This window comes from Gordonia sp. HS-NH1, assembly GCF_001418765.1.
Taxonomy (GTDB): Bacteria; Actinomycetota; Actinomycetes; order Mycobacteriales; family Mycobacteriaceae; genus Gordonia.
The window spans coordinates 13579-32680 of record NZ_LIYC01000003.1 but is presented as its reverse complement, the minus strand read 5'-3'; the positions used below and the strand labels follow the sequence as shown (position 1 = coordinate 32680).

General features: G+C 68.8%; 23 protein-coding genes and 1 tRNA gene. 10 read left to right on the top strand and 14 right to left on the bottom strand.

From position 1 onward, the window contains the following. Positions 1-92: 92 nt before the first annotated feature. Complete coding sequence (locus AMD30_RS03595) at positions 93-452, top strand: histone-like nucleoid-structuring protein Lsr2 (protein WP_193748558.1); 360 nt, start codon at positions 93-95, stop codon at positions 450-452. Between the two features lie 154 nt (positions 453-606). Beyond that, positions 607-888, top strand: a complete 282-nt coding sequence (locus AMD30_RS03590) for a hypothetical protein (protein ID WP_010841689.1) — start codon at positions 607-609, stop codon at positions 886-888. 7 nt (positions 889-895) lie between these two features. On the opposite strand, the gene AMD30_RS03585 is transcribed toward AMD30_RS03590, so the two are convergent. The 3 genes from AMD30_RS03585 to AMD30_RS03575 all read right to left on the bottom strand — a co-directional run bounded on the left by AMD30_RS03585 (position 896) and on the right by AMD30_RS03575 (position 3769). Then, positions 896-2227: an outer membrane protein assembly factor BamB family protein gene (locus AMD30_RS03585; RefSeq protein ID WP_231632636.1), complete on the bottom strand. Its 1332-nt coding sequence runs from the start codon at positions 2225-2227 to the stop codon at positions 896-898. 54 nt (positions 2228-2281) lie between these two features. Further along, positions 2282-3625 carry a hypothetical protein gene (locus AMD30_RS03580; RefSeq protein WP_010841691.1) on the bottom strand — a complete coding sequence of 448 codons (1344 nt, stop codon included), beginning with the start codon at positions 3623-3625 and terminating at the stop codon, positions 2282-2284. Positions 3626-3687: 62 nt separating this feature from the next. Then, positions 3688-3769, bottom strand: a tRNA-Leu gene (locus AMD30_RS03575). 100 nt (positions 3770-3869) lie between these two features. On the opposite strand from AMD30_RS03575, the gene AMD30_RS03570 reads away from it, so the two are divergent. From AMD30_RS03570 to AMD30_RS03550, 5 genes are all read left to right on the top strand, one after another. Then, positions 3870-4307, top strand: a complete 438-nt coding sequence (locus AMD30_RS03570) for a glucitol operon activator (RefSeq protein WP_010841692.1) — start codon at positions 3870-3872, stop codon at positions 4305-4307. After that, complete coding sequence (locus AMD30_RS03565; protein WP_010841693.1) at positions 4304-4654, top strand: DUF3817 domain-containing protein; 351 nt, start codon at positions 4304-4306, stop codon at positions 4652-4654. The genes AMD30_RS03570 and AMD30_RS03565 overlap by 4 nt, the downstream gene beginning before the upstream one ends. A 49-nt stretch (positions 4655-4703) precedes the next feature. Then, a complete protein-coding gene (locus tag AMD30_RS03560) occupies positions 4704-5810 on the top strand; it encodes a glycosyltransferase (protein WP_010841694.1) in 1107 nt (368 codons plus the stop codon). Between the two features lie 205 nt (positions 5811-6015). Then, entirely contained in the window at positions 6016-6633 is a 618-nt protein-coding gene (locus tag AMD30_RS03555; protein ID WP_010841695.1) for a TetR/AcrR family transcriptional regulator, read from the top strand. Further along, entirely contained in the window at positions 6630-7268 is a 639-nt protein-coding gene (locus AMD30_RS03550; protein ID WP_010841696.1) for a GNAT family N-acetyltransferase, read from the top strand. The genes AMD30_RS03555 and AMD30_RS03550 overlap by 4 nt, the downstream gene beginning before the upstream one ends. 28 nt (positions 7269-7296) lie before the next feature. On the opposite strand, the gene rdgB is transcribed toward AMD30_RS03550, so the two are convergent. From rdgB to clpS, 11 genes are all read right to left on the bottom strand, one after another. Next, positions 7297-7911, bottom strand: coding sequence for an RdgB/HAM1 family non-canonical purine NTP pyrophosphatase (gene rdgB, locus AMD30_RS03545; protein WP_010841697.1), 615 nt, complete (start codon positions 7909-7911; stop codon positions 7297-7299). Continuing rightward, the gene (gene rph, locus AMD30_RS03540; protein ID WP_010841698.1) at positions 7911-8666 is read right to left on the bottom strand and encodes a ribonuclease PH; all 756 of its coding nucleotides are present in this window, start codon (positions 8664-8666) and stop codon (positions 7911-7913) included. The genes rdgB and rph overlap by 1 nt, the downstream gene beginning before the upstream one ends. Positions 8667-8701: 35 nt before the next feature. Beyond that, positions 8702-9466: a cyclic nucleotide-degrading phosphodiesterase gene (locus tag AMD30_RS03535; protein WP_010841699.1), complete on the bottom strand. Its 765-nt coding sequence runs from the start codon at positions 9464-9466 to the stop codon at positions 8702-8704. A 78-nt stretch (positions 9467-9544) separates the two neighbouring features. Continuing rightward, the gene (gene murI, locus AMD30_RS03530; protein WP_193363265.1) at positions 9545-10351 is read right to left on the bottom strand and encodes a glutamate racemase; all 807 of its coding nucleotides are present in this window, start codon (positions 10349-10351) and stop codon (positions 9545-9547) included. Then, entirely contained in the window at positions 10351-10980 is a 630-nt protein-coding gene (locus AMD30_RS03525) for a rhomboid family intramembrane serine protease (RefSeq protein ID WP_010841701.1), read from the bottom strand. Before AMD30_RS03525 ends, murI begins: the two co-directional genes overlap by 1 nt. A gap of 26 nt (positions 10981-11006) precedes the next feature. Next, complete coding sequence (locus AMD30_RS03520; protein ID WP_055474730.1) at positions 11007-11978, bottom strand: PLP-dependent cysteine synthase family protein; 972 nt, start codon at positions 11976-11978, stop codon at positions 11007-11009. A 2-nt stretch (positions 11979-11980) separates the two neighbouring features. Next, positions 11981-12268: a MoaD/ThiS family protein gene (locus AMD30_RS03515; protein ID WP_010841703.1), complete on the bottom strand. Its 288-nt coding sequence runs from the start codon at positions 12266-12268 to the stop codon at positions 11981-11983. Positions 12269-12270: 2 nt separating this feature from the next. Next, complete coding sequence (locus AMD30_RS03510) at positions 12271-12678, bottom strand: Mov34/MPN/PAD-1 family protein (RefSeq protein ID WP_010841704.1); 408 nt, start codon at positions 12676-12678, stop codon at positions 12271-12273. Positions 12679-12827: 149 nt separating this feature from the next. Next, positions 12828-13928 carry a P1 family peptidase gene (locus tag AMD30_RS03505; protein ID WP_010841705.1) on the bottom strand — a complete coding sequence of 367 codons (1101 nt, stop codon included), beginning with the start codon at positions 13926-13928 and terminating at the stop codon, positions 12828-12830. Then, a complete protein-coding gene (gene aosR, locus AMD30_RS03500) occupies positions 13925-14500 on the bottom strand; it encodes an oxidative stress transcriptional regulator AosR (RefSeq protein ID WP_010841706.1) in 576 nt (191 codons plus the stop codon). The genes AMD30_RS03505 and aosR overlap by 4 nt, the downstream gene beginning before the upstream one ends. 42 nt (positions 14501-14542) lie before the next feature. After that, positions 14543-14866, bottom strand: coding sequence for an ATP-dependent Clp protease adapter ClpS (clpS, locus tag AMD30_RS03495; RefSeq protein ID WP_010841707.1), 324 nt, complete (start codon positions 14864-14866; stop codon positions 14543-14545). A gap of 19 nt (positions 14867-14885) precedes the next feature. Between clpS and AMD30_RS03490 the strand changes: the two genes are divergently transcribed. From AMD30_RS03490 to AMD30_RS03480, 3 genes are all read left to right on the top strand, one after another. Then, the gene (locus AMD30_RS03490) at positions 14886-16190 is read left to right on the top strand and encodes a nicotinate phosphoribosyltransferase (RefSeq protein WP_010841708.1); all 1305 of its coding nucleotides are present in this window, start codon (positions 14886-14888) and stop codon (positions 16188-16190) included. 97 nt (positions 16191-16287) lie between these two features. Next, positions 16288-16899 (top strand): isochorismatase family protein, encoded by a 612-nt coding sequence (locus AMD30_RS03485; RefSeq protein ID WP_010841709.1) that lies wholly within the window; start codon positions 16288-16290, stop codon positions 16897-16899. Positions 16900-17018: 119 nt separating this feature from the next. Next, the gene (locus AMD30_RS03480) at positions 17019-19097 is read left to right on the top strand and encodes an ATP-dependent DNA helicase (protein ID WP_010841710.1); all 2079 of its coding nucleotides are present in this window, start codon (positions 17019-17021) and stop codon (positions 19095-19097) included. The last annotated feature ends 5 nt before the right edge of the window (positions 19098-19102 follow it).

Below are 19102 nucleotides of genomic sequence, written 5' to 3'. Positions count from 1 at the left end.
CGGACTCATCTCGCAGCTATTCGACGTGAGTCCCGACACCAGGAATGCAGACGTCCATGATTCCGGCGAGTTGATCGACTACCGTGAACACCGTGTCGAAAATTCAGACGGTGACCTTTGTCGACGACCTTGACGGTCGCGAGCTCGATCCCCAAGACGCGCAAACGGTTTCGTGGTCATGGCTCGGAGTCGACTACGAACTCGACGTGTCCTCGGCCAATCTCGACAAGATCGAACAGGGAAAGGTGACCGTCGCGAAATTACTCAAGGCCTCGACTCGGGTCGGCGGCCGACGGCGGTCGCCATCAGCTCGGACGAAGACGAATTCCGGCGGCAGTGGCCCGTCGGCGAATGCCTCCATTCGCGAATGGGCAGCCGACAACGGTTACGAGGTGTCGGCCCGCGGCCGCATTCCGAACGACGTCGTCGAGGCATACAACGCCGCGCACTGACAGAGGTACCTTCAACCTGATCGCCAGGACCCGCGAGGGGCCTGGCGATCGGCGTCTTGTCACCGCACCAGCGCCATGCGGTTCACTATCGCAACCTAAATCTTTGTTACTGTGGGAGTTGCGTACGTGACACGGGACTGCGAGGGGGCGACCGATGAGCAAGGCCGACGACAGCGACACCATCGACGACCATGCCGGCGACGGCGGTGGGCCTGTCGCGAAAATCTCCGCGCGCGTACGTGTCACCCTCGACGACGGGTCGGTCCGCGAGGGCGAGATCGTCGACGACTTCGCCGACCTCGCACCCGATGACACCGCCGTCGAGGCCCGTATCGACAACGACCACGTGGCCCGGCTGCGGAGGTGGGCCATATCCACCGATGATCACGACATCGTCTTCGCTGATGACGATGCTGTCGAGGTCATTCCGGCATAGCCGGGGCTCACAGAGGTGCGAGCCTGATCATCTGGCGGTCCGACGAGAAGATCCACCCGTCACCGTAGGACTCAAGCGCCCGGCCCGTTGCGAACTTCTCCGGGTCGGCATCGATGGCGAGGAACGGCGCCGTCCACGCGACCTTGCCGGTGGTCACGTCGACAGCCGTCAGTGCGACGCCATCACTGCCGGTCAGCAATCGATCGCGGTACGCGTCTGGAGTCACGGTGGCGTTCGCGTACTCGCCCCACACGTTGTGCCACAAGCGCTTACCTGTCTGAAGGTCGATGCCACTCTCGCTGCCGCTGTTGCTGTCGAGGAGGTATGCAACGCCGTCGACGACCGCTGTCACCGTTCCCGTTGCGTTGGTGTCACCCGATACAAGATCGCTGTTGGTCCACAGGCGCTCGCCGGTCTCTCGATCGTAGGCGGAGTCGCCGAGTAAGACCGGGTCGGCGGTGGTCACGGACTCCAAGCCCGGTCGTTGCACGGCGGGGTGTGAGCTGGACACGATCACCTTCCCGTCCGGACCTCTCAGCAACTGCTCGGACGCACGACCGGCGGACTCGCAACCGGTGTCGGCGTGGACGAGAAACCCGCCCGCCAGCAGCGACGAGGTTCCGACGCATTGTGTGCGGTTGCTCCACAACTCGGCGCCCGAGTCGGCATCGAATTGGGCGACGTCGCCTCCGGTGCGGATCAGACCGACCCCGTCGATCACGGTGAGGGCCTCACTGCTGTGCACCTCTTCGTAGGATGCGCCGAGGTCGAACTGGCCGGTCCAGTGGGCGGACACATCGTCGAAGGTGCCCGAGTGGACTCGCACGTCGTCTTCTTCGACGCTGCCCTCGGCGACGTACAGGGCGTCCGGCGTGGTTGTGATGGCGAAGATGCTCTCGGCCACCGTGCGCCGTACCGACTCCCCCGAATCGACGTCGTAGGTGACGAGTTCATACTCCTTGCGCAGTGCGTGGCAGTAGATCTTGCCGTGGAGCGGGATCTCACTGCAGCTGACGAGGTCGTGAGCCGGAGCCTGCCAGCGCACCCGTCCGGTTCTGGCGTCGATGCCGACCATCACGGGATCACCGAGAGTTGTTCCCTCGTTGGGGGTTCCGACGACGGTGAGGAGCGTGTCACCGGACCGGATCATCCCGGGCTCGCTGGCCGTGAAGGCAGTGCCCTCGCGCGGATCGGCGAACGCGGCGAACGGACGACCGAGGTCGTCGGCGGGATCGAGGGCCCAGGCGACACCTGGCGTATCCGCAGTGGTCCCGGTGATCTTCTTGACCGATGTCGGAGCACGATCCCACCACACCACCGTCGCCGCGGAGACGGTCACGACCGCGACCACCGCAGCGACAACCAGAGCCCGAGTACTTCGGTCCCGCATCGGTCAGAGTTCCAATCCTGGTGTCACAGCGATGTTCTCGAGCTCCTGAATCGACATCGGCTCGCTCGGCGAGGCCGCCGTGGAACTGACCGAGATCCGCGTGCCCGTCGGGCGGGTCACGACCACGGAATGGGTCGTCCGCCGAATGGGTTTCCGCGGGTCGGTCGTCGACGAACCCGATTGCCAGGTGACATCTGTCTGCACCACAGTCCCGTCGGCAAGTGTGCGTGTCTTCTTCTGACTGCCGCGGCCCGGAACCGGGCGTTCTCCAGTTGGGACCGGCTGACCACCGACGATCGTGACATCGATCCCCACACCACCTCCGAGATCCGCCACACCGGTGCACAGCATCCCTTGTGCGGACCGGCCGGCCGGCACCATCGGAGGCAACCGTGCGCCGCCCAGATCGACGGTGGCGAGTGTGTCGTCGAGTTCGCGTGCTCGCTCACGTGTCACGGGTGGTCCCTCGTAGGACTCGAACCCAGTGGCGCAGTCTTCCATCGGCACCGGCGTACCCGGGGCGACCGGAGTGCTGACGCGTAGCCCCGGATCGACGACGATCCGCACCAGGTCGTCGATCGTCAACGGAACCGAGCCGCTCTTGTCCCGCTGGTTCGTACCGGTTGCGTCACTGGCCCACGCGATGATCCATGATCCGTCCGGCACGTACGCGCGTGCCGTTCGGCTCAGGGCGCGGACTCCGTCCACTTCCTGCCAGGTGTCGTGGACGTCGACCACCACCCCGTCGGGCAGCGTGCGACGCTGGTCGAGTTGACCAGGGACACATGCCGGAACCGCGTCCGACGAGCGCTGGACTTGGACGGACACAGTGCCCCTGACGTCACCACTGACCACTTCTCCCGAGGCGACGGTAGATCCTCGGGGCTCAGGGTCCGGGTCACCGAGAGAGGTGATCGGCTGAAAGATCAGCGATTGGCTGGGGCCCGCGAAGGCGATCTCGGCGCGGGCCGGGAGCGCTGCTGCGAGCGCGGCGGACATCGCGGTTGCTTTCGGCCCACTGAACCACGGGAAGTCCGGATTGTCGTACGAAGAATTTCCCATCCCGGTGTACGCCGTGTAGCCCGACGCGTCGGGAACTTCGACGACGTCGCATCCGGGGATGGGCGCGTTCTGGTCAAACGGCTCACTGACCACATCCGGCGTCTCAGGTGCGGCGGTGTCGGTCGGCAGGGACTCAGACGACGGGGGCGGTGCGGTCGTGAGTTCGGGATCGGGCGACGGAAGCACGAGGCCGACAACCACAAACGCGAGAGCGACGACCGACACCAGTACCAACGCGTAAGTCCAGACCCGCTTCCATGGCGACGAACTCGTGTCGTCCACCATGTGCGCGCCCCGCTTTCGCCGACGGTCGCCGTCTCGCCGGGCGGCGCCGAACAAGTACAGAGTGCGCGAGGGGGGACTTGAACCCCCACGTCCTTAGACACTGGAACCTAAATCCAGCGCGTCTGCCAATTCCGCCACTCGCGCGTGGGCGTGACGCCGGCCGAAGGCGGCGAGTCACGCAGTGTAACGGCGACCACCCTACCGGCCGCGTTCTGATCACCGCAGGCCAGGTACCGTCGTAGGCATGTCCCCCACCCGTCGCCGCACCCACCGGCCCGCGCTCACGGTCCTGGCCGTCTCGGCCGCCGTGGTGTGTCTGGCGCTCGCGTGGTGGCAATGGTCACGGTACGAGTCCGCCTCCGGTTCCGGTCTCAATCTCGGCTATGCCCTTCAGTGGCCGGCGTTCGCGGCAGCCGTGATCTACGCCTACCGACGTTTCGTCATCCTGGAAAGCGATCCCGACGAAGCTCGCAAGGTCGGTTCCGGTGACTCGATCGCAGAGATTCCCGAGGGGATTCTCCCCGAGCGCCCGACGACGCCCAGTGCGTCCTCGCTGGCGTCGTCGGACCCCGCGAACGACACTGCTCTTGTCGAGTACAACCGCTATCTGGCCGAACTCCGCGCCGCCGACGAACACTCGGCGGACGCCCGACCCGCTCCCTCATCGAAAGGCCCGCAGTGACCGAGACCGAATCCACCACCCCCGCCCTCGCCGCCCCGGTGGAGAAGGTCCGCGGTGCGTTGTTGCGGTATCGCGTCCTGGCCTGGATCACCGGCGTGTGGCTGTTGCTGCTCGTCGTCGAACTCGTCCTGACGTACGGCTTCGACAACCACGCACTGGACTTCGTGCCGTTCGTGCACGGCTGGGTGTACTTCGTCTACCTCATCATGGCGATCGACCTGGCGATCAAGGTCCGCTGGAGTGCGGGCAAGACCATCATCACGGCGATCGCCGGCACGATTCCCTTCTTGTCCTTCTGGTTCGAGCACAAGCGCACCCAGGAAGTGAAGGCGCAGTTCAACCTCTGATCTCCTCGTGCTGGACGTTCGTTCACCCGGGTCCGGCTGACTGGACCCCGTGCAGATCGTCCAGCTCGCGAACTTCTACGGCGGACGCTCCGGCGGTCTGCGCACCGCGGTGGACCGCTGGGGTGCCGGCTACGTCGAAGCAGGTCACGACGTCGTCCTGATCGTTCCGGGGGCCGACTCCGGCGAAGAGGTGCTGGCCTCGGGCGTCACCCGGATCACCGTTGCCGCACCACGCATCCCGGCGTCGGGCGGTTACCGCCTGGCCTCGGCCCGACGCGTCGCCGACGTCCTCCGCCATCTTCGTCCCGACGCCCTCGAAGTGTCCGACCGCCTGACGCTCCGCGGCTTCGGCCGATGGGCGCGCACTCGGGACGTCCGTTCGACGATGGTCTCCCACGAGCGTCTCGACCGGCTGCTCGGCCAGATCATGCCCGGCCCGACGGCACGCGCGCTCGCCGACCGCGCCAACGCGGCCACCGCCCGGGACTACGACACCGTCGTCTGCACCACCGACTTCGCCGCCGCCGAGTTCGACCGCGTCGCGGCGACCAACGTCGTACGCGCCCCACTGGGTGTCGACCTCGACATCTTCGACCCGCGACACCTCGACCCGGACTTGGGCGCGCGGTGGTCCGACGGCACCCGAGCTCTCATCGCCCACTGTGGACGCCTCTCGGTGGAGAAGCGTGCCGACCGCAGCATCGCCGCGCTGAACAGGCTCCACCGCTCAGGGACGCCCGCGCACCTGGTGATCGCGGGCGACGGGCCGATGCGAGCGCCGCTGCAGCATCTGGCGCGTGGACTCCCGGTGACATTTCTGGGTCACCTCTCGGACCGGAAGCAGGTCGCCGCACTCCTTGCCAGTGCCGACCTCTCCCTCTCCCCCGGACCGCACGAGACGTTCTGCCTGTCCGCACTGGAGTCGCTGGCCGCCGGTACACCGGTCATCGGTTCGCGATCGTCGGCCGTCGCGAGCCTCGTCGACGACACGTGCGGGGCGGCTGCCGAGGACTCCGGGTCGGGCTTCGCGAGTGCGATCCGCCAGGTACTCAGTCTGCCTCGCGTCGATCGCGAACGAGCGGCCCGGCACCGGGCCACCCAGTACCGCTGGCCCGACTCGGTCGCGCGGATGCTGGGCGTCCACGCGGGCAGCTGAACGACCTCTGCCGCAAGCGTGCACAGTGGATGAAATTCGACGCACGGTCGACGAGTTACGACGCACAGTCGACGAGATCGAGCGCACGGTCGACGGAGCGGGTGCGTCCACCATCTCCTCCGCGTCGGCCTGCTCTTGAAACTGTACCGTCCGGACGGTATAGTAAAGGCGAGGTCAGACGAGACCCCACCAGAAGGAGGCCGAGATGGCACGCACGTCCGGGCGCACCGCCGCCGAAACGCGACGGCTGATCCTCGACGCCGCCGCTCGTCTCATCGCGCGGCACGGTACCGCCGTGTCCGTCTCCGAGATCGCCGCCGCGGCCGGGGTGTCCAAAGGTGGACTGCTGTATCACTTCCCCGCCAAGGAGGGCCTTCTCGAAGAACTCGCGGCCGACCTGATGGCTCAGTTCAGGTCCGACGTCGACCGGGTCGCCGGCCAGGAGGACGACGCACCGGGACGGCTCACCAGGGCCTACATCCGGGTGAGCTTCGCCGACGCCAGGGACTCGGCCGGACTTCGTGATCAGATCGCCCTGGCGGCGAGCCTGATGTACGAACCAGGTCCCGCCGAGCTCGCTCAGCGAGACGCCGACCACTGGCGGGCCGCCTTGTCCGACGACGGCCTCGACCCTGCCATCACGAGACTGATCATCGCGGCCGCCGACGGATCGAACACCGCCCCTCTCTGGGGCGCGGTCCTCGACGACACCGACCGCGCCGCGCTCGAAGCAGACCTCCTCGCCCTCACCTACGGCGCGGGGACGTTGTCACCCACCTCATCAGCCACACTCCACGACACACCCGCAAAGAAGGGATCATGACCGACATCACCTATCGCCCATACCGTTCCACCGACGCCGAGGACGTCAAGAAGATCATCGACGAGGCGTTCTACATCCACCGCTACGTCCACGGTCGACGCGTTCTCGACAGCGCGCTCGAGGTCTATCTCCGCGAGCAGTTGGTGGCGAGCACCTGGAGTCGCGTCGCGGAGAAGGACGGCCACGTGGTCGGGATCATCCTCGGGCGAGTCGACGGCGAGCCGCACCTCGGCGAGCGGACGAAGAACCGCGCGCTTCTCTGGGCGCACACCGCGCGAGCCGCGTTACTCGGTCTGCCCCAACGGAAGGCCCTACGCGCCCTCTTCGCCTTCGAAGCCGTGGCGCACCGGCTGGGTACGCAGACCGGCGAGTCGCTCGACGACGAACTGACCCTGTTCGCCGTCGCCTCCTCGACGCGCGGGCACGGCGTCGGAGCGACGCTCTACCGTGCGTTCCTGGACCATCTGCGAGACCGCGGTCGGTCGGACTTCCACCTGTACACCGACTCGCTGTGCACGTTCGGATTCTATGAGCGGCAGGGGATGTCGCGGGCCGCAGCCGACGACGTGGACATCCTGCTCGACGGCGAGCCACACACCTTGGGGGTCTACCTCTACACGGGCACCGCGAGCTGACCGCGGACCGGGGCCGACCCGAACGGAGTCACCCCGCGAGTGCTCGCAGCGCGGGCACCAACTGCGCCAGCGCTTTTCCGCGGTGACTGAGACCGTCCTTCTCCCCCGGCGACAACTCCGCCGCCGACCGGCCGTCGGCGATCTCGTCGTCGGGGGCGAACAGCGGGTCGTACCCGAAGCCGTGCGGCCCGCGTTCCTCCCGCAGGACTCGACCGCGCCACTCGCCGCGCACCACCGTCTCGGTCCCGTCGGGCAACACCAGTGCGCAGGCCGACACGAACGCCGCGCCACGGCGTTCGTCCGGGGTGTCCGACAATTGGGCGAGCAGGAGCGCGTTGTTCGCGGCGTCATCGCCGTGCCGGCCGGACCAGCGCGCCGACAGCACCCCGGGCATGCCGTTCAGGGCATCGACCGCGATGCCGGAATCGTCAGCGAGACAAGGAATTCCGATGGCCTTCGCGCCGGCGCGGGCCTTGATCAGCGCATTGTCCTCGAAGGTGGCGCCCGTTTCGGGTTCCTCCGGGTAGTCGGGTACGGCGTCGAGACCGACGACCTCGACTCCCGTGATGCCCGCGGCATCGACGACGCGCTGGAGTTCGGCGAGCTTCTTGGCGTTGCGGCTCGCGAGCAGGACCGAGGACATCACGCCCGCCCGGGGAGTTCGCCCGGGTACGGTTCGGCCAGTACCGCGCGCTGCGCATCGAACAACTTCTCGGTGCCGATGGCGGCCACGTCGAGCAGCGCGTCGAGCGTCGAGCGCGGGAACGTCGCCCCCTCGCCGGTGCCCTGCACCTCGACGAGGGTGCCGGCGTCGGTGGCCACGACATTCATGTCGACCTCGGCCCGCGAATCCTCCTCGTAGGGAAGGTCGAGCCGGACGCGGCCGTCGACGACACCGACGCTCACCGCGGCGATCGCGCACGAAAGAGGTTGCGGGTCAGACAGTTTGCCCGCCGCACGAAGATAGGTGACCGCATCTGCCAGCGCGACGTAGGCGCCGGTGATGGCCGCGGTTCGGGTACCGCCGTCGGCCTGCAGGACATCACAGTCGACGGCGATGGTGTTCTCGCCCAACGAGCCGAGGTCGATACACGCGCGCAGCGATCGACCGACCAGTCGGCTGATCTCGTGCGTACGCCCGCCGACCCGACCCTTGACCGACTCACGCGACGACCGGTCGTGCGTGGCGGCGGGGAGCATCGCGTACTCCGCGGTCAGCCACCCGAGCCCGGAACCCCGACGCCACGGCGGCACCCCGTCGGTGACGCTCGCGGTGCACATCACGCGGGTCTTGCCGAACTCCACCAGGACCGAACCCGCCGGGTGGCTGGTGAAACCGCGGGTGAACGTGATGGGACGGAGTTCGTCGTCGGCTCTGCCGTCAGCTCGTGTGGTCACGGGTCTCACTGTAACGACCGAGGCGAACCCGTCTCCTAGGTGAGGTCGAAGACCTGTCCCTGGCTGACGAGCTCGGTCGGTCCGGAGAACGTACTGCGGGCCTCGGCGAGGATCTCCGCCGAATCCGACCACGGCGCGACGTGTGTGAGCGCGAGCGCACGGACGTTGGCCTTGGTCGCGGCCTCCCCCGCCTCGATCCCCGACATGTGCAGGTCCGGCGGGCGTTCGGAGGGTGCGTGCGTCCAGGACGCCTCGCACAGGAACAGGTCCGCGTCGGCCGCGAGATCGATCAGTTCGTCACACGGTGCGGTGTCCCCGCTGTAGGCGACGACCTGTCCCTCGGGACCGGTGATCCGCAATCCGAACGTGTCGGGCGGGTGGTTGACGTTCATCGCCCGGATCCGCATCCCGCCCAGCGTGACCTCCTGGTCGTCGCTCCACTCGTGGACGTCGAAGGTGTCGGTGATGTCGTCGAGCTGTCCGGGGAACTCCGACGACCCGTAGCCGATCCGCATGGCGGTGCCGTGCGGGCCGTACAGCGGTGCGCGCTGCCTGGCCGGCTCCGGGGCATATCGGCGCCAGACGAGCATCGCGGGCAGGTCGAGACAGTGATCGGCGTGGAGGTGACTGAGGACGACGGCGACGTCGTTGGGATCGGTGACCCGCTGCAGTTCGCCGAACACACCCGGACCGCAGTCCACCAGCACCGGTTGTTCACCGGGGACGGAGAGCAGATAGCCCGAGCATGCTGCTCCCGGCCCGCCCACACTGCCCGAACACCCGAGGACCGTGAGACGCATAGGCCCCACTGTGCCACGATTTCGCACCCGGGCGTCGGCATACGGGTCACAAGTGCGCGGCGAAGCGCCGGCGTCTCCTCACACGTGCTGCACGGCTCCGATGACCGGACCGAGGAATCGGTTCGAGAGCTTCGCGAAGAGGTCCGGATCGCCTGTCGCCTGGAAGACGCGGGTGGCGTCGCGGCCTGTGTGCGGATGCAGCAGGTCGGCCTCGGTGAGGACCCGGAAGAGGTCTTTCGCGGTTTCCTCGGCGCTCGACACCAAGGTCACCTCGTCGCCCATCGCGAGCTGGATCACCCCCGACAGCAACGGGTAATGCGTGCAGCCGAGGACCACGGTGTCCACCCCGGCCTGCTGCAGCGGCTCGAGGTAGCCCTGCGCGAGCCCGAGGATCTGCCGGCCGCTGGTGATCCCGCGTTCGACGAAGTCGACGAATCGTGGACACGGCACCGCGGTGATCACCGCGTCACGTGCCGCGGCGAACGAATCCTGGTACGCCCGTGAGGAGATCGTGGCCTCCGTGCCGAGCACGCCGATCCGGCCCGTTTTGGTGGCGACCACCGCGCGGCGGACCGCGGGCAGCACGACCTCGATGACCGGGATGGGCGCGTAACGCTCGCGGGCATCGCGCAGGCAGGCCGCCGACGCGGTGTTGCAGGCGATGACGATGGCCTTCACGCCGCGTTCGGCGAGATCGTCGCCGATCGCGAGGGCGTGCCGGCGGATCTCCGGGATGGTCAGCGGTCCGTACGGCCCGTTGGCCGTGTCGCCGATGTAGACGATGTCCTCGTCCGGCAGTTGATCGATGATGGCGCGCGCCACCGTCAGTCCCCCGACGCCCGAATCGAAGATCCCGATGGGTGCGTCCTGGCCGCCCGCCGCGATTATGGCGCCACCCCCGGTGTGCCGGCCGCCGGTCTACGGCGGTCCCGCGCAGCCAGCGCCCACGCGGCGAACACACCGGCGATCGCGCCGAACAGGTGTGCCTGCCAGGAGATCAGCGGATCCGACGGCAAGACCCCCCAGAGGATCGACCCGTACACCAGGAACAGGACGAGCCCGCCGAGGATCTGCCACAGATCGCGGTTGAACAGCCCCCGGACGATGAGGAAGGTGAGCCAGCCGAACACGATGCCCGACGCCCCGACAGTCACCGAGTACGGCGCCGCGAACAGCCAGACCCCGACTCCCGACACCGCCCAGATGATGCCGGTGACGATGAGGAATCGCCGCGTCATGAGCACGAGGAAACACAGCACCGCGCCGGGCATCAGGTTGGCGAAGAGGTGCGGCCAGTCGCCGTGCAGCATCGGCGCCCACAGGATGCCGTCCAGTCCGTCGACCTGCCGTGGCTGGATGCCGTTCTGGTCGAGGTCGTAGCGCGTCGCCGCGTCGATCGCCTCGATGACGAACAGCACCGCGACGATGCACACCGTGATGATCGCCGAACGCAACCACAGCGGGCGCGCTCGCCGTGTGGGCTGCTGCCCGACCGGCGGGGTGTACGAGCTCATGGCCTAGGAGTTCCTCGGTAGCGGGGTCATGCCCAGAGCTGACCTTCGAGAGCCTGCTCCGCGTCGTCGAGACTACCTTCGTAGGCCCCGGTCGACAGATACTTCCATCCGGCGTCGGGGACGACGAACCCGATGTCGGCGCGGGTACCGGCCTTCAGCGCCCGCCTGCCGATGCCGCGGGCCGCCTGCAGGATCGCGCCGGTGGAGATCCCCGCGAAGATGCCCTCGAGTTCGATCAGTTCCCGGACCCGTGCGACCGCGTCGACGCCCGTCACCGAGAAGCGCCGGGTCAGCACCGAGTCGTCGTAGAGCTCGGGGATGAATCCCTCGTCGATGTTGCGCAGACCGTAGACCTCGTCGCCGTACCGGGGTTCGGCGGCGACGATCTCGACGTCGGGGTTGCGTTCGCGCAGGAGCCGTCCGACGCCCATCAGGGTCCCGGTCGTCCCGAGGCCGGCGACGAAGTGGGTGATCTCGGGCAGGTCCTCGTACAACTCCGGTCCGGTGCCCTCGTAATGCGCCGCGACGTTGGCCGCATTGCCGTACTGATAGAGCATCACCCAGTCGGGGTTCTGCGCGGCGAGTTCCTTGGCCACCGCGACCGCGGTGTTCGAACCACCCGCGGCGGGCGAGGAGATGACCTGAGCGCCGAACATGCGCAACAGCGAACGGCGTTCCTCCGAGGTGTTCTCGGGCATCACGCAGATCAGTTCGTAGCCCTTGAGTTTCGCCGCCATCGCGAGCGAGATGCCGGTGTTGCCGCTCGTCGGTTCCAGGATGGTCGAGCCCGCCCGCAGCAGGCCGTCGCGTTCGGCCTGCTCGATCATGCGCAGCGCGGGCCGGTCCTTGATGGACCCGGTGGGATTGCGGTCCTCGAGCTTGGCCCACAGCCGGACGTGCGGGCCCTCGTCGGAGTCGTCCCAGCGCGGTGAGAGCCGCTGCAGACCGATGAGCGGTGTGTTGCCGACCGAGTCGATCAGGGAGTCGTAGCGTGCCACGCTCAGCCGCCGGCGACCGCGGGCAGGATGGTCACCTCGTCACCGTCGTCGATCGGGGTTTCGAGGCCGCCGGAGAAGCGCACGTCCTCGTCGTTGACGTAGATGTTGACGAAGCGGTGCAGTTTCGCGGTGCCGTTCTCGTCGGGCGCGACGAGACGTTCCTTCAGGCCGGCGTTGCCCGATTCAAGGTCGTCGATCAGCGCGGCCAGCGTCGAACCCGACCCCTCGACACGCTTCTCCCCGCCGGTGTGGGTACGCAGGATCGTCGGGATGGATACGGTGACAGACATTCTCAGCTCCTGATCTCGATCTCTTCTTCGGTGACCGCACCGTCGACGATGCGATAGCTACGGATCTCGGTGGCCTCCGGGTCGCGGGTGGACACCAGCACGTAGTGGGCGCCGGGCTCACCCGCATAGGAGATGTCGGTGCGGCTCGGATACGCCTCGGTGGCGGTGTGCGAGTGGTAGATGACCACGGGCTCCTCGTCGCGACGGTCCATCTCCCGCCAGACCGCGAGCTGTTCGGCCGAGTCGAAGCGGTAGAACGTGGGCGACCGCTCGGCGTTGACCATCGCGATGAAGCGCTGCGGATCGTCGGAACCCTCGGGGCCGGCGATCACCCCACAGGCCTCGTCGGGATGATCGGCGCGCGCATGCGCGACCATCGCGTCGACCAGCTTCTGCTCGATCTTGAGCATCGGTGTCCCGTTCTCCTGTTCAGCGATGTCCGTAAGGTCTCTCGCGGTTGTCCCCATTGTGGCCGATCTCCGGAACGCAACATCGGCGCCGCGACACCTATTCCGCCCCGCCTGTTCCGCCCCGACTGTTCTGCCCGACGCGAACGCGGTCAGCGGAACGCCGACGGCGCCGCCTGCGCGTAGGTGGGTATCGATGCGATCGAGTCCGCCGCGAGGACCGCGTCGACGATCGCCCGTTGGACGACGTCGGCCGCGACCCGGCACACCTCGGCGACGACCGCGACATCGGCGTGCATGCCCGCCGGCGCCGGAACAGGCGACGACGACCGGACAGCGCCGGTCGCGATGCCGAAGACGGTGTCGCCGTCCAGCGGCGAGTGCGCCGGCCGGATCGCCCGCCCGAGTCCGTCGTGTCCGGACATCGCCAGTCGCTTGGTCATCGGGGCGTCGAGGACGGCATCGGTCGCCACGACACCGATGGTCGTGTTGAGAACCGTGTGTTTCGCGGCGAGATCGGCGAGGCGGTCGAGGTCGGCGGCCGACGGCCTTTGCAAACCGAGTTCGGCGAGTGCGGCCTCGCCCAGGTCCCACGGCAGCCCGGTCTGCGGGTCGATGACCGCACCGACCGGGTTCGCGACCATCAGTGCGCCGACGGTGATCCCGGCCGCTGGCCCGCTGTCGATCGTCACCGACGCCGTCCCGACCCCGCCCTTGAGTGCGCCCGCCCGGGCGCCGACACCCGCGCCCACGCATCCGACGGCGAACTCGGTGCCCGCCGCCCGGACCGCCTCCGCCCCGAAGTCCGCGTCGGGCCTGCGATCCCACGCACCGACCGGCAGGTCGAAGATCACCGCGGCGGGGACGATCGGCACCACGTGGCCCCGATCATCGAGTGGTAGGCCGACCCCCTCGGCTTCGAGCGCCCGCATGACCCCGTCGGCGGCGGCCAGACCGTAGGCACTGCCTCCGCTCAGCACGATGGCGTGTGCGGTCTGCACGGTGTTCGACGGGTCGAGCAGGTCGGTCTCGCGCGTACCCGGACCGCCGCCGCGGACGTCCACCGCGGCGATCGCGCCGGGCGCCGACACCCGCACGACCGTCGTTCCGGTGGCCCAGCCGTGACCGTCGGGAGCCTCGGCCGAGCCGGCCACGCGCGCGTCGGCGTCGACACGATGCGCATGCCCCACCGAGATGCCGGCGATGTCGGTGATGCGGTTGCCGGCGCGGGCCGGTCGTCCGGATGTGCTCACATCAGCGCTTCCACGAGAAGGTCCTGCATCACCGTGAGCCAGTGGTAGACGTCGAGATGCGCTGCGTGCGGGTGATCTGGCGGCAGCTGGTCGGGGGTGTCCTCGGAGATCCCGAGCATCGCGCCGAGGGCCAGCCGCACGTCGTTGAGCGCGGTGAGCCAGGCCGAGGCCTGCTCCGGGGTGAGGACGAGGTCCCCGCCACCCGCCGGGAGGGTGTCGAGCAGGACCCGGGCCGCGCCGAGCTTGGCGTCGATGATCTGCGGCTCGTGCACGCTGCGCAGCGCCGAGTTCAGCTTTCCGTTGACGACCTCGGCGGAGAGCTGGTCGTCCTGGTCGGGGCGATGGAAATCCGGGAGAAGACGTCCCAGCGTGACGTCGTCGGGGGCCTCGTGGTGACCGACACGGATGCCGGTGAGCGTCGCGAGGTCGTCGTGGGGTGCGGAATCGGCCCGTTCGGTCAGCAGTTCACACATCGAGGTGACCATCGATGCGAGCAGTTCTGCCTCGTGCGCGTCGAGCTGCGATGCGATCCGCAACGTCTCGCCGCGCCCCTTGCGTTTCCAGGTGCGCACGCGTTCAGTGTGCCCGGGTCGTGCGGGAGGCGGACCGGCCGGTCACGAATCCCGCTGCATCGTGGCCCACAGACCGGCGGCGTGCAGCTTCGCGACGTCGGCCTCGACCTTCTCGCGGTCGCCGGAGGACACCACGGCCCTTCCCTCGGTGTGGACCTGCATCATCAGTTCATTGGCCCGGGACTCGGAGTAGCCGAAGATCTTCTGGAAGACGAAGGTGACGTACCTCATCAGATTGACCGGGTCGTCCCACACGATCGTCATCCACGGCTTGTCGAGTCCCGGCGCGCCGTCGGCGACCTCGGGTTCGGCAACCGCCGTACCGCCGGGGGTAGCCTCGTGCGCACGAGTTTCGTCAGGCGCCATAGGGACAGGGTAAGCGATTGTGAGCATCGACAACACCGCGCTGCTGACCGATCAGTACGAACTGACGATGGTCGCGGCAGCGCTTCGCCACCCGGTTGCGCACCGCCAGTGCGCATTCGAGGTCTTCGCTCGCCGACTCCCCGACGGCCGGCGCTACGGCGTCGTTGCCGGGACCGGCCGCGTACTCGACGAACTCGCGGCCTTCCGATTCGGCGACGAGGAGATCGCCGTCGTCGAACGATTCCTCGATTCCGACACGGTGGCCTGGCTGCGGGACTACCGCTTCTCCGGCGACATCGACGGCTACCGGGAGGGTGAACTCTACTTTCCCGGGTCGCCGATCCTCACCGTCCGCGCGACGTTCGCCGAGGCCGTCCTGCTCGAGACCCTCATCCTGTCGATCCTCAACCACGACAGTGCGATCGCCTCGGCCGCGGCTCGCATGGTCAGCGCCGCCGGGTCGCGGCCGATCATCGAGATGGGGTCACGGCGCACCCACGAGCGCGCGGCCGTCGCGAGTGCGCGCGCCGCCTACATCGCGGGCGTCGCGGCCACCTCGAACCTGGAGGCGGCGCGGCGCTTCGGCGTGCCCAGCGCCGGCACCGCTGCCCACGCGTTCACCCTCGGCTTCACCGGACCCGACGGGCCCGACGAGAAGGCCGCGTTCGCCGCGCAGATCGAGGCCCTCGGCGTCGGGACGACGCTTCTGGTCGACACCTACGACATCACCCAGGGCGTGCGCAACGCCATCGAGGTGGCCGGACCCGGCCTCGGTGCCGTGCGCATCGACTCCGGAGACCTCGGCGTGCTGGCCCGCCAGGTACGCGCACAACTCGACGACCTCGGGGCGACGGAGACGAAGATCGTGGTCTCCGGCGATCTCGACGAGTACGCGATCGCCTCGCTGCGCGCCGAGCCGGTCGACACCTACGGCGTCGGGACGTCGCTCGTCACCGGTAGCGGAGCACCGACCGCGGGGATGGTCTACAAGCTCGTCGAGGTGGACGGCCTCCCGGTGGCCAAACGGGCGAGCCACAAGGAGTCGCGCGGCGGCGCCAAATCGGCCGTACGCGCCGCCCGGTCCAGCGGCACGATCGTCGAGGAGATCGTCTATCGCGCCGGTGGTACCCGCCCCGCACCGGAGAAACACGGCGTGCGGGACCTGCAGATCCCCCTCGTCCGCGGCGGCACGCCCGTCGAGTCGCTGCCGTCGCTCGCCGATGCGCGCGCACATCTCGCGGCCGGCCTGGTCAGTTTGCCGTGGGAGGGTCTCGGCCTGTCCCATGGAGATCCCGCGGTCCCGACCCGCTACGAACTCGGCTGAACCGAACCGCACAGTCCCAACCCATCGACGCCGGCAATTTGGCGATGGGCCCCGACGCCAGGAGGAACCCGATGCCCCTCGACGACAGGAGAAACGGATGAGCGCCGAACGCAGCGACGGCACCCGGCCCGCCGACGCGCTGATCGTCGTCGACGTGCAGAACGACTTCTGCGAGGGCGGCGCCCTCGGGGTGAACGGCGGCGCCGCGGTCGCGCGGGCGGTCACGTCGATCCTCGACGAGTACCGGACCGTCGTCGCGACCCGCGATTACCACATCGACCCCGGTGACCACTTCTCCGACGACCCCGACTACGTCGACACCTGGCCGCCCCATTGCCGTGTCGGCACCGACGGTGTGGCGTTCCATCGCGAGTTCGACGCCGGCGCGGCCCACGAGATCTTCTCCAAGGGCGAATACAGCGCCGCGTACTCCGGTTTCGAGGGGGCGGCCGAGGACGGGTCGACCCTCGCCGTCTGGCTGCGCGAGCGGAAGGTCAAGACGGTCGACATCGTCGGCATCGCCACCGACCACTGCGTGCGGGCGACCGCGCTCGACGCGGTGGCAGCCGGATTCACCACGCGGGTCCTTCTCAACTTCACGGCCGGCGTCGCGCCGGAGACGACCTCGAAGGCGCTGTCGGCGCTGCGGGAGGCAGGTGTCGAACTCGTGGGCGACCTGCTCTACGACGGGTCGAGCCACACCGGGTAGCCCGCCGCGATCTCGACATCGAGGGAACCGACCGGGACCGCGACACGTCTGAACACAACACCCCGTACCCGGCCGCGTCTCCCACCGCGACCACAGCAAGGACAACCGGAACCCACCTCATGCCCAACACACCCCCGGTGACCGACCTGCTCGACGCGGCGGTCACCGCACTCGGCGGTCGTCGCCGCGACGGCCAGGTCGCGATGGCGTCCGCGGTCGCGCACGCCATCGACACCGGTGAGCATCTCGCCGTCCAGGCAGGCACCGGCACCGGTAAATCGCTGGCCTACCTCGTGCCGGCCATCCGGCACGCGGTCGAGAGCGGCCGGACCGTCGTGGTGTCCACGGCGACGATCGCCCTGCAGCGCCAGCTCATCGAACGCGATCTCCCCCGCCTGGCCAAGGCGCTGAAGAAACCGATCGGCCGGGAGCCCACCTTCGCGATCCTGAAGGGCCGCGGAAACTACTTGTGCCTGAACAAGATCCACTCCGGCACCGCCGATGAGCCGGACACCGAGCTGTTCGACCCGTTCGAGTTGTCGCGCACCGGCCGCGAGGTGACGCGCCTTCGGGGGTGGAGCAGCGACACCGAGACCGGCGACCGGGACGACCTGGTCCCGGGTGTGTCCGACCGGTCGTGGCGACAGGTCAGCGTCACCGCCCGCGAGTGCCTGGGCGCGGCCAACTGCTCCTACGGCGAGGACTGCTTCGCCGAGCAGTCGCGCCGGCGGTCCGGGAAGGTCGACGTCGTGGTCACCAACCACGCGCTGCTGGCCATCAACGCCACCAGCCCGGCGAACGTCCTGCCCGAACACGACGTCGTCATCATCGACGAGGCCCACGAGCTCGTCGACCGGATGACCTCGGTCGCCGCCGACGAGTTGTCGGCTGTCTCGGTGGCGCTCGTCGCGCGCCGGTGCGGGAAACTCGTCGACGAGGAGACCGCCGATGCCCTCCTGGGCGCCGGTGAGCAACTGGGCGACCTGCTCGACGCGGCCCCGATGCGCCAGTGGACCGGTCTGCCGGCCGACGCGACCGCGGTGCTGGTCATGCTCCGGGATCGACTGTGGCAGGCACGCACCGCCATCGGACCCGTGCGGATGGCCGGCGCCGACGACGGCGCGGCCGCCGCCCGATCCGCCGCGCTCACCTCGCTCGAGGACATGCACGACACCGTCGTCCGGGTTCTCGGTGCGTTCGACGAACCCGACGAGGCCAAACGACGCGACGTCGTGTGGGCGTCGCTGGACACCTCACGCCGCGGGACCGAACCCCGGCCGGTTCTGCACATCGCGCCGCTGTCGGTCGGCGGCCTGCTGCGCGCCTCGCTGTTCGCCGACGCCACCGTCGTCCTCACCTCGGCGACGCTCACGATCGGCGGGTCCTTCGACGCCCTCGCCGCCACCTGGGGACTGCCCGCGTCGGGGCGCGGAACAGACCGTCCGGTGACGGACGAGGCGAACGTCTCCGATGTCACTGCGAGCGGCAAGGCGGTTCCGTCCGATTCGGGTTCGGCCCGCTGGACCGGCCTCGACGCCGGTTCGCCGTTCGACTACCCGCGGTCGGCGATCCTCTACGTCGCGCGCCACCTCCCGCGGCCCGACCGCTCGGGTATCTCGTCTCGGGCGATGGACGAGATCGCCGAGCTCGTGAACGCCGCCGGCGGTCGTACCCTCGGCCTGTTCTCCTCGATGCGTGCGGCCCGCGAAGCGGCCGACGCGATCCGCGACCGCACGGACCACCCGGTGCTGTGCCAGGGCGACGACACCACCTCCACCCTCGTCCGGCGGTTCGCCGACGACCCCGCGACCTGCCTGTTCGGCACGCTGTCCCTCTGGCAGGGGGTGGACGTCCCCGGACCGTCACTGAGCCTGGTCCTCATCGACCGCATCCCTTTTCCTCGTCCCGACGACCCGTTGCTGACAGCTCGGCAGCGGGCAGTCGACGCCCGCGGCGGCAACGGATTCCTCTCCGTCGCGGCCAACCACGCCGCCCTGCTCCTCGCCCAGGGGGCCGGACGGTTGCTGCGCTCGGTCGACGACCGCGGTGTCGTCGCGGTCCTCGACTCCCGGTTGGCGACGGCCGGTTACGGCGGCTATCTGCTCGCGTCGTTGCCCCCGATGTGGCGGACCACCGACCCCGCGGTGGTCCGCTCGGCTCTCGCCCGGCTCACCGATCCCGCGCGCTCGGTGGGCTGACCTCG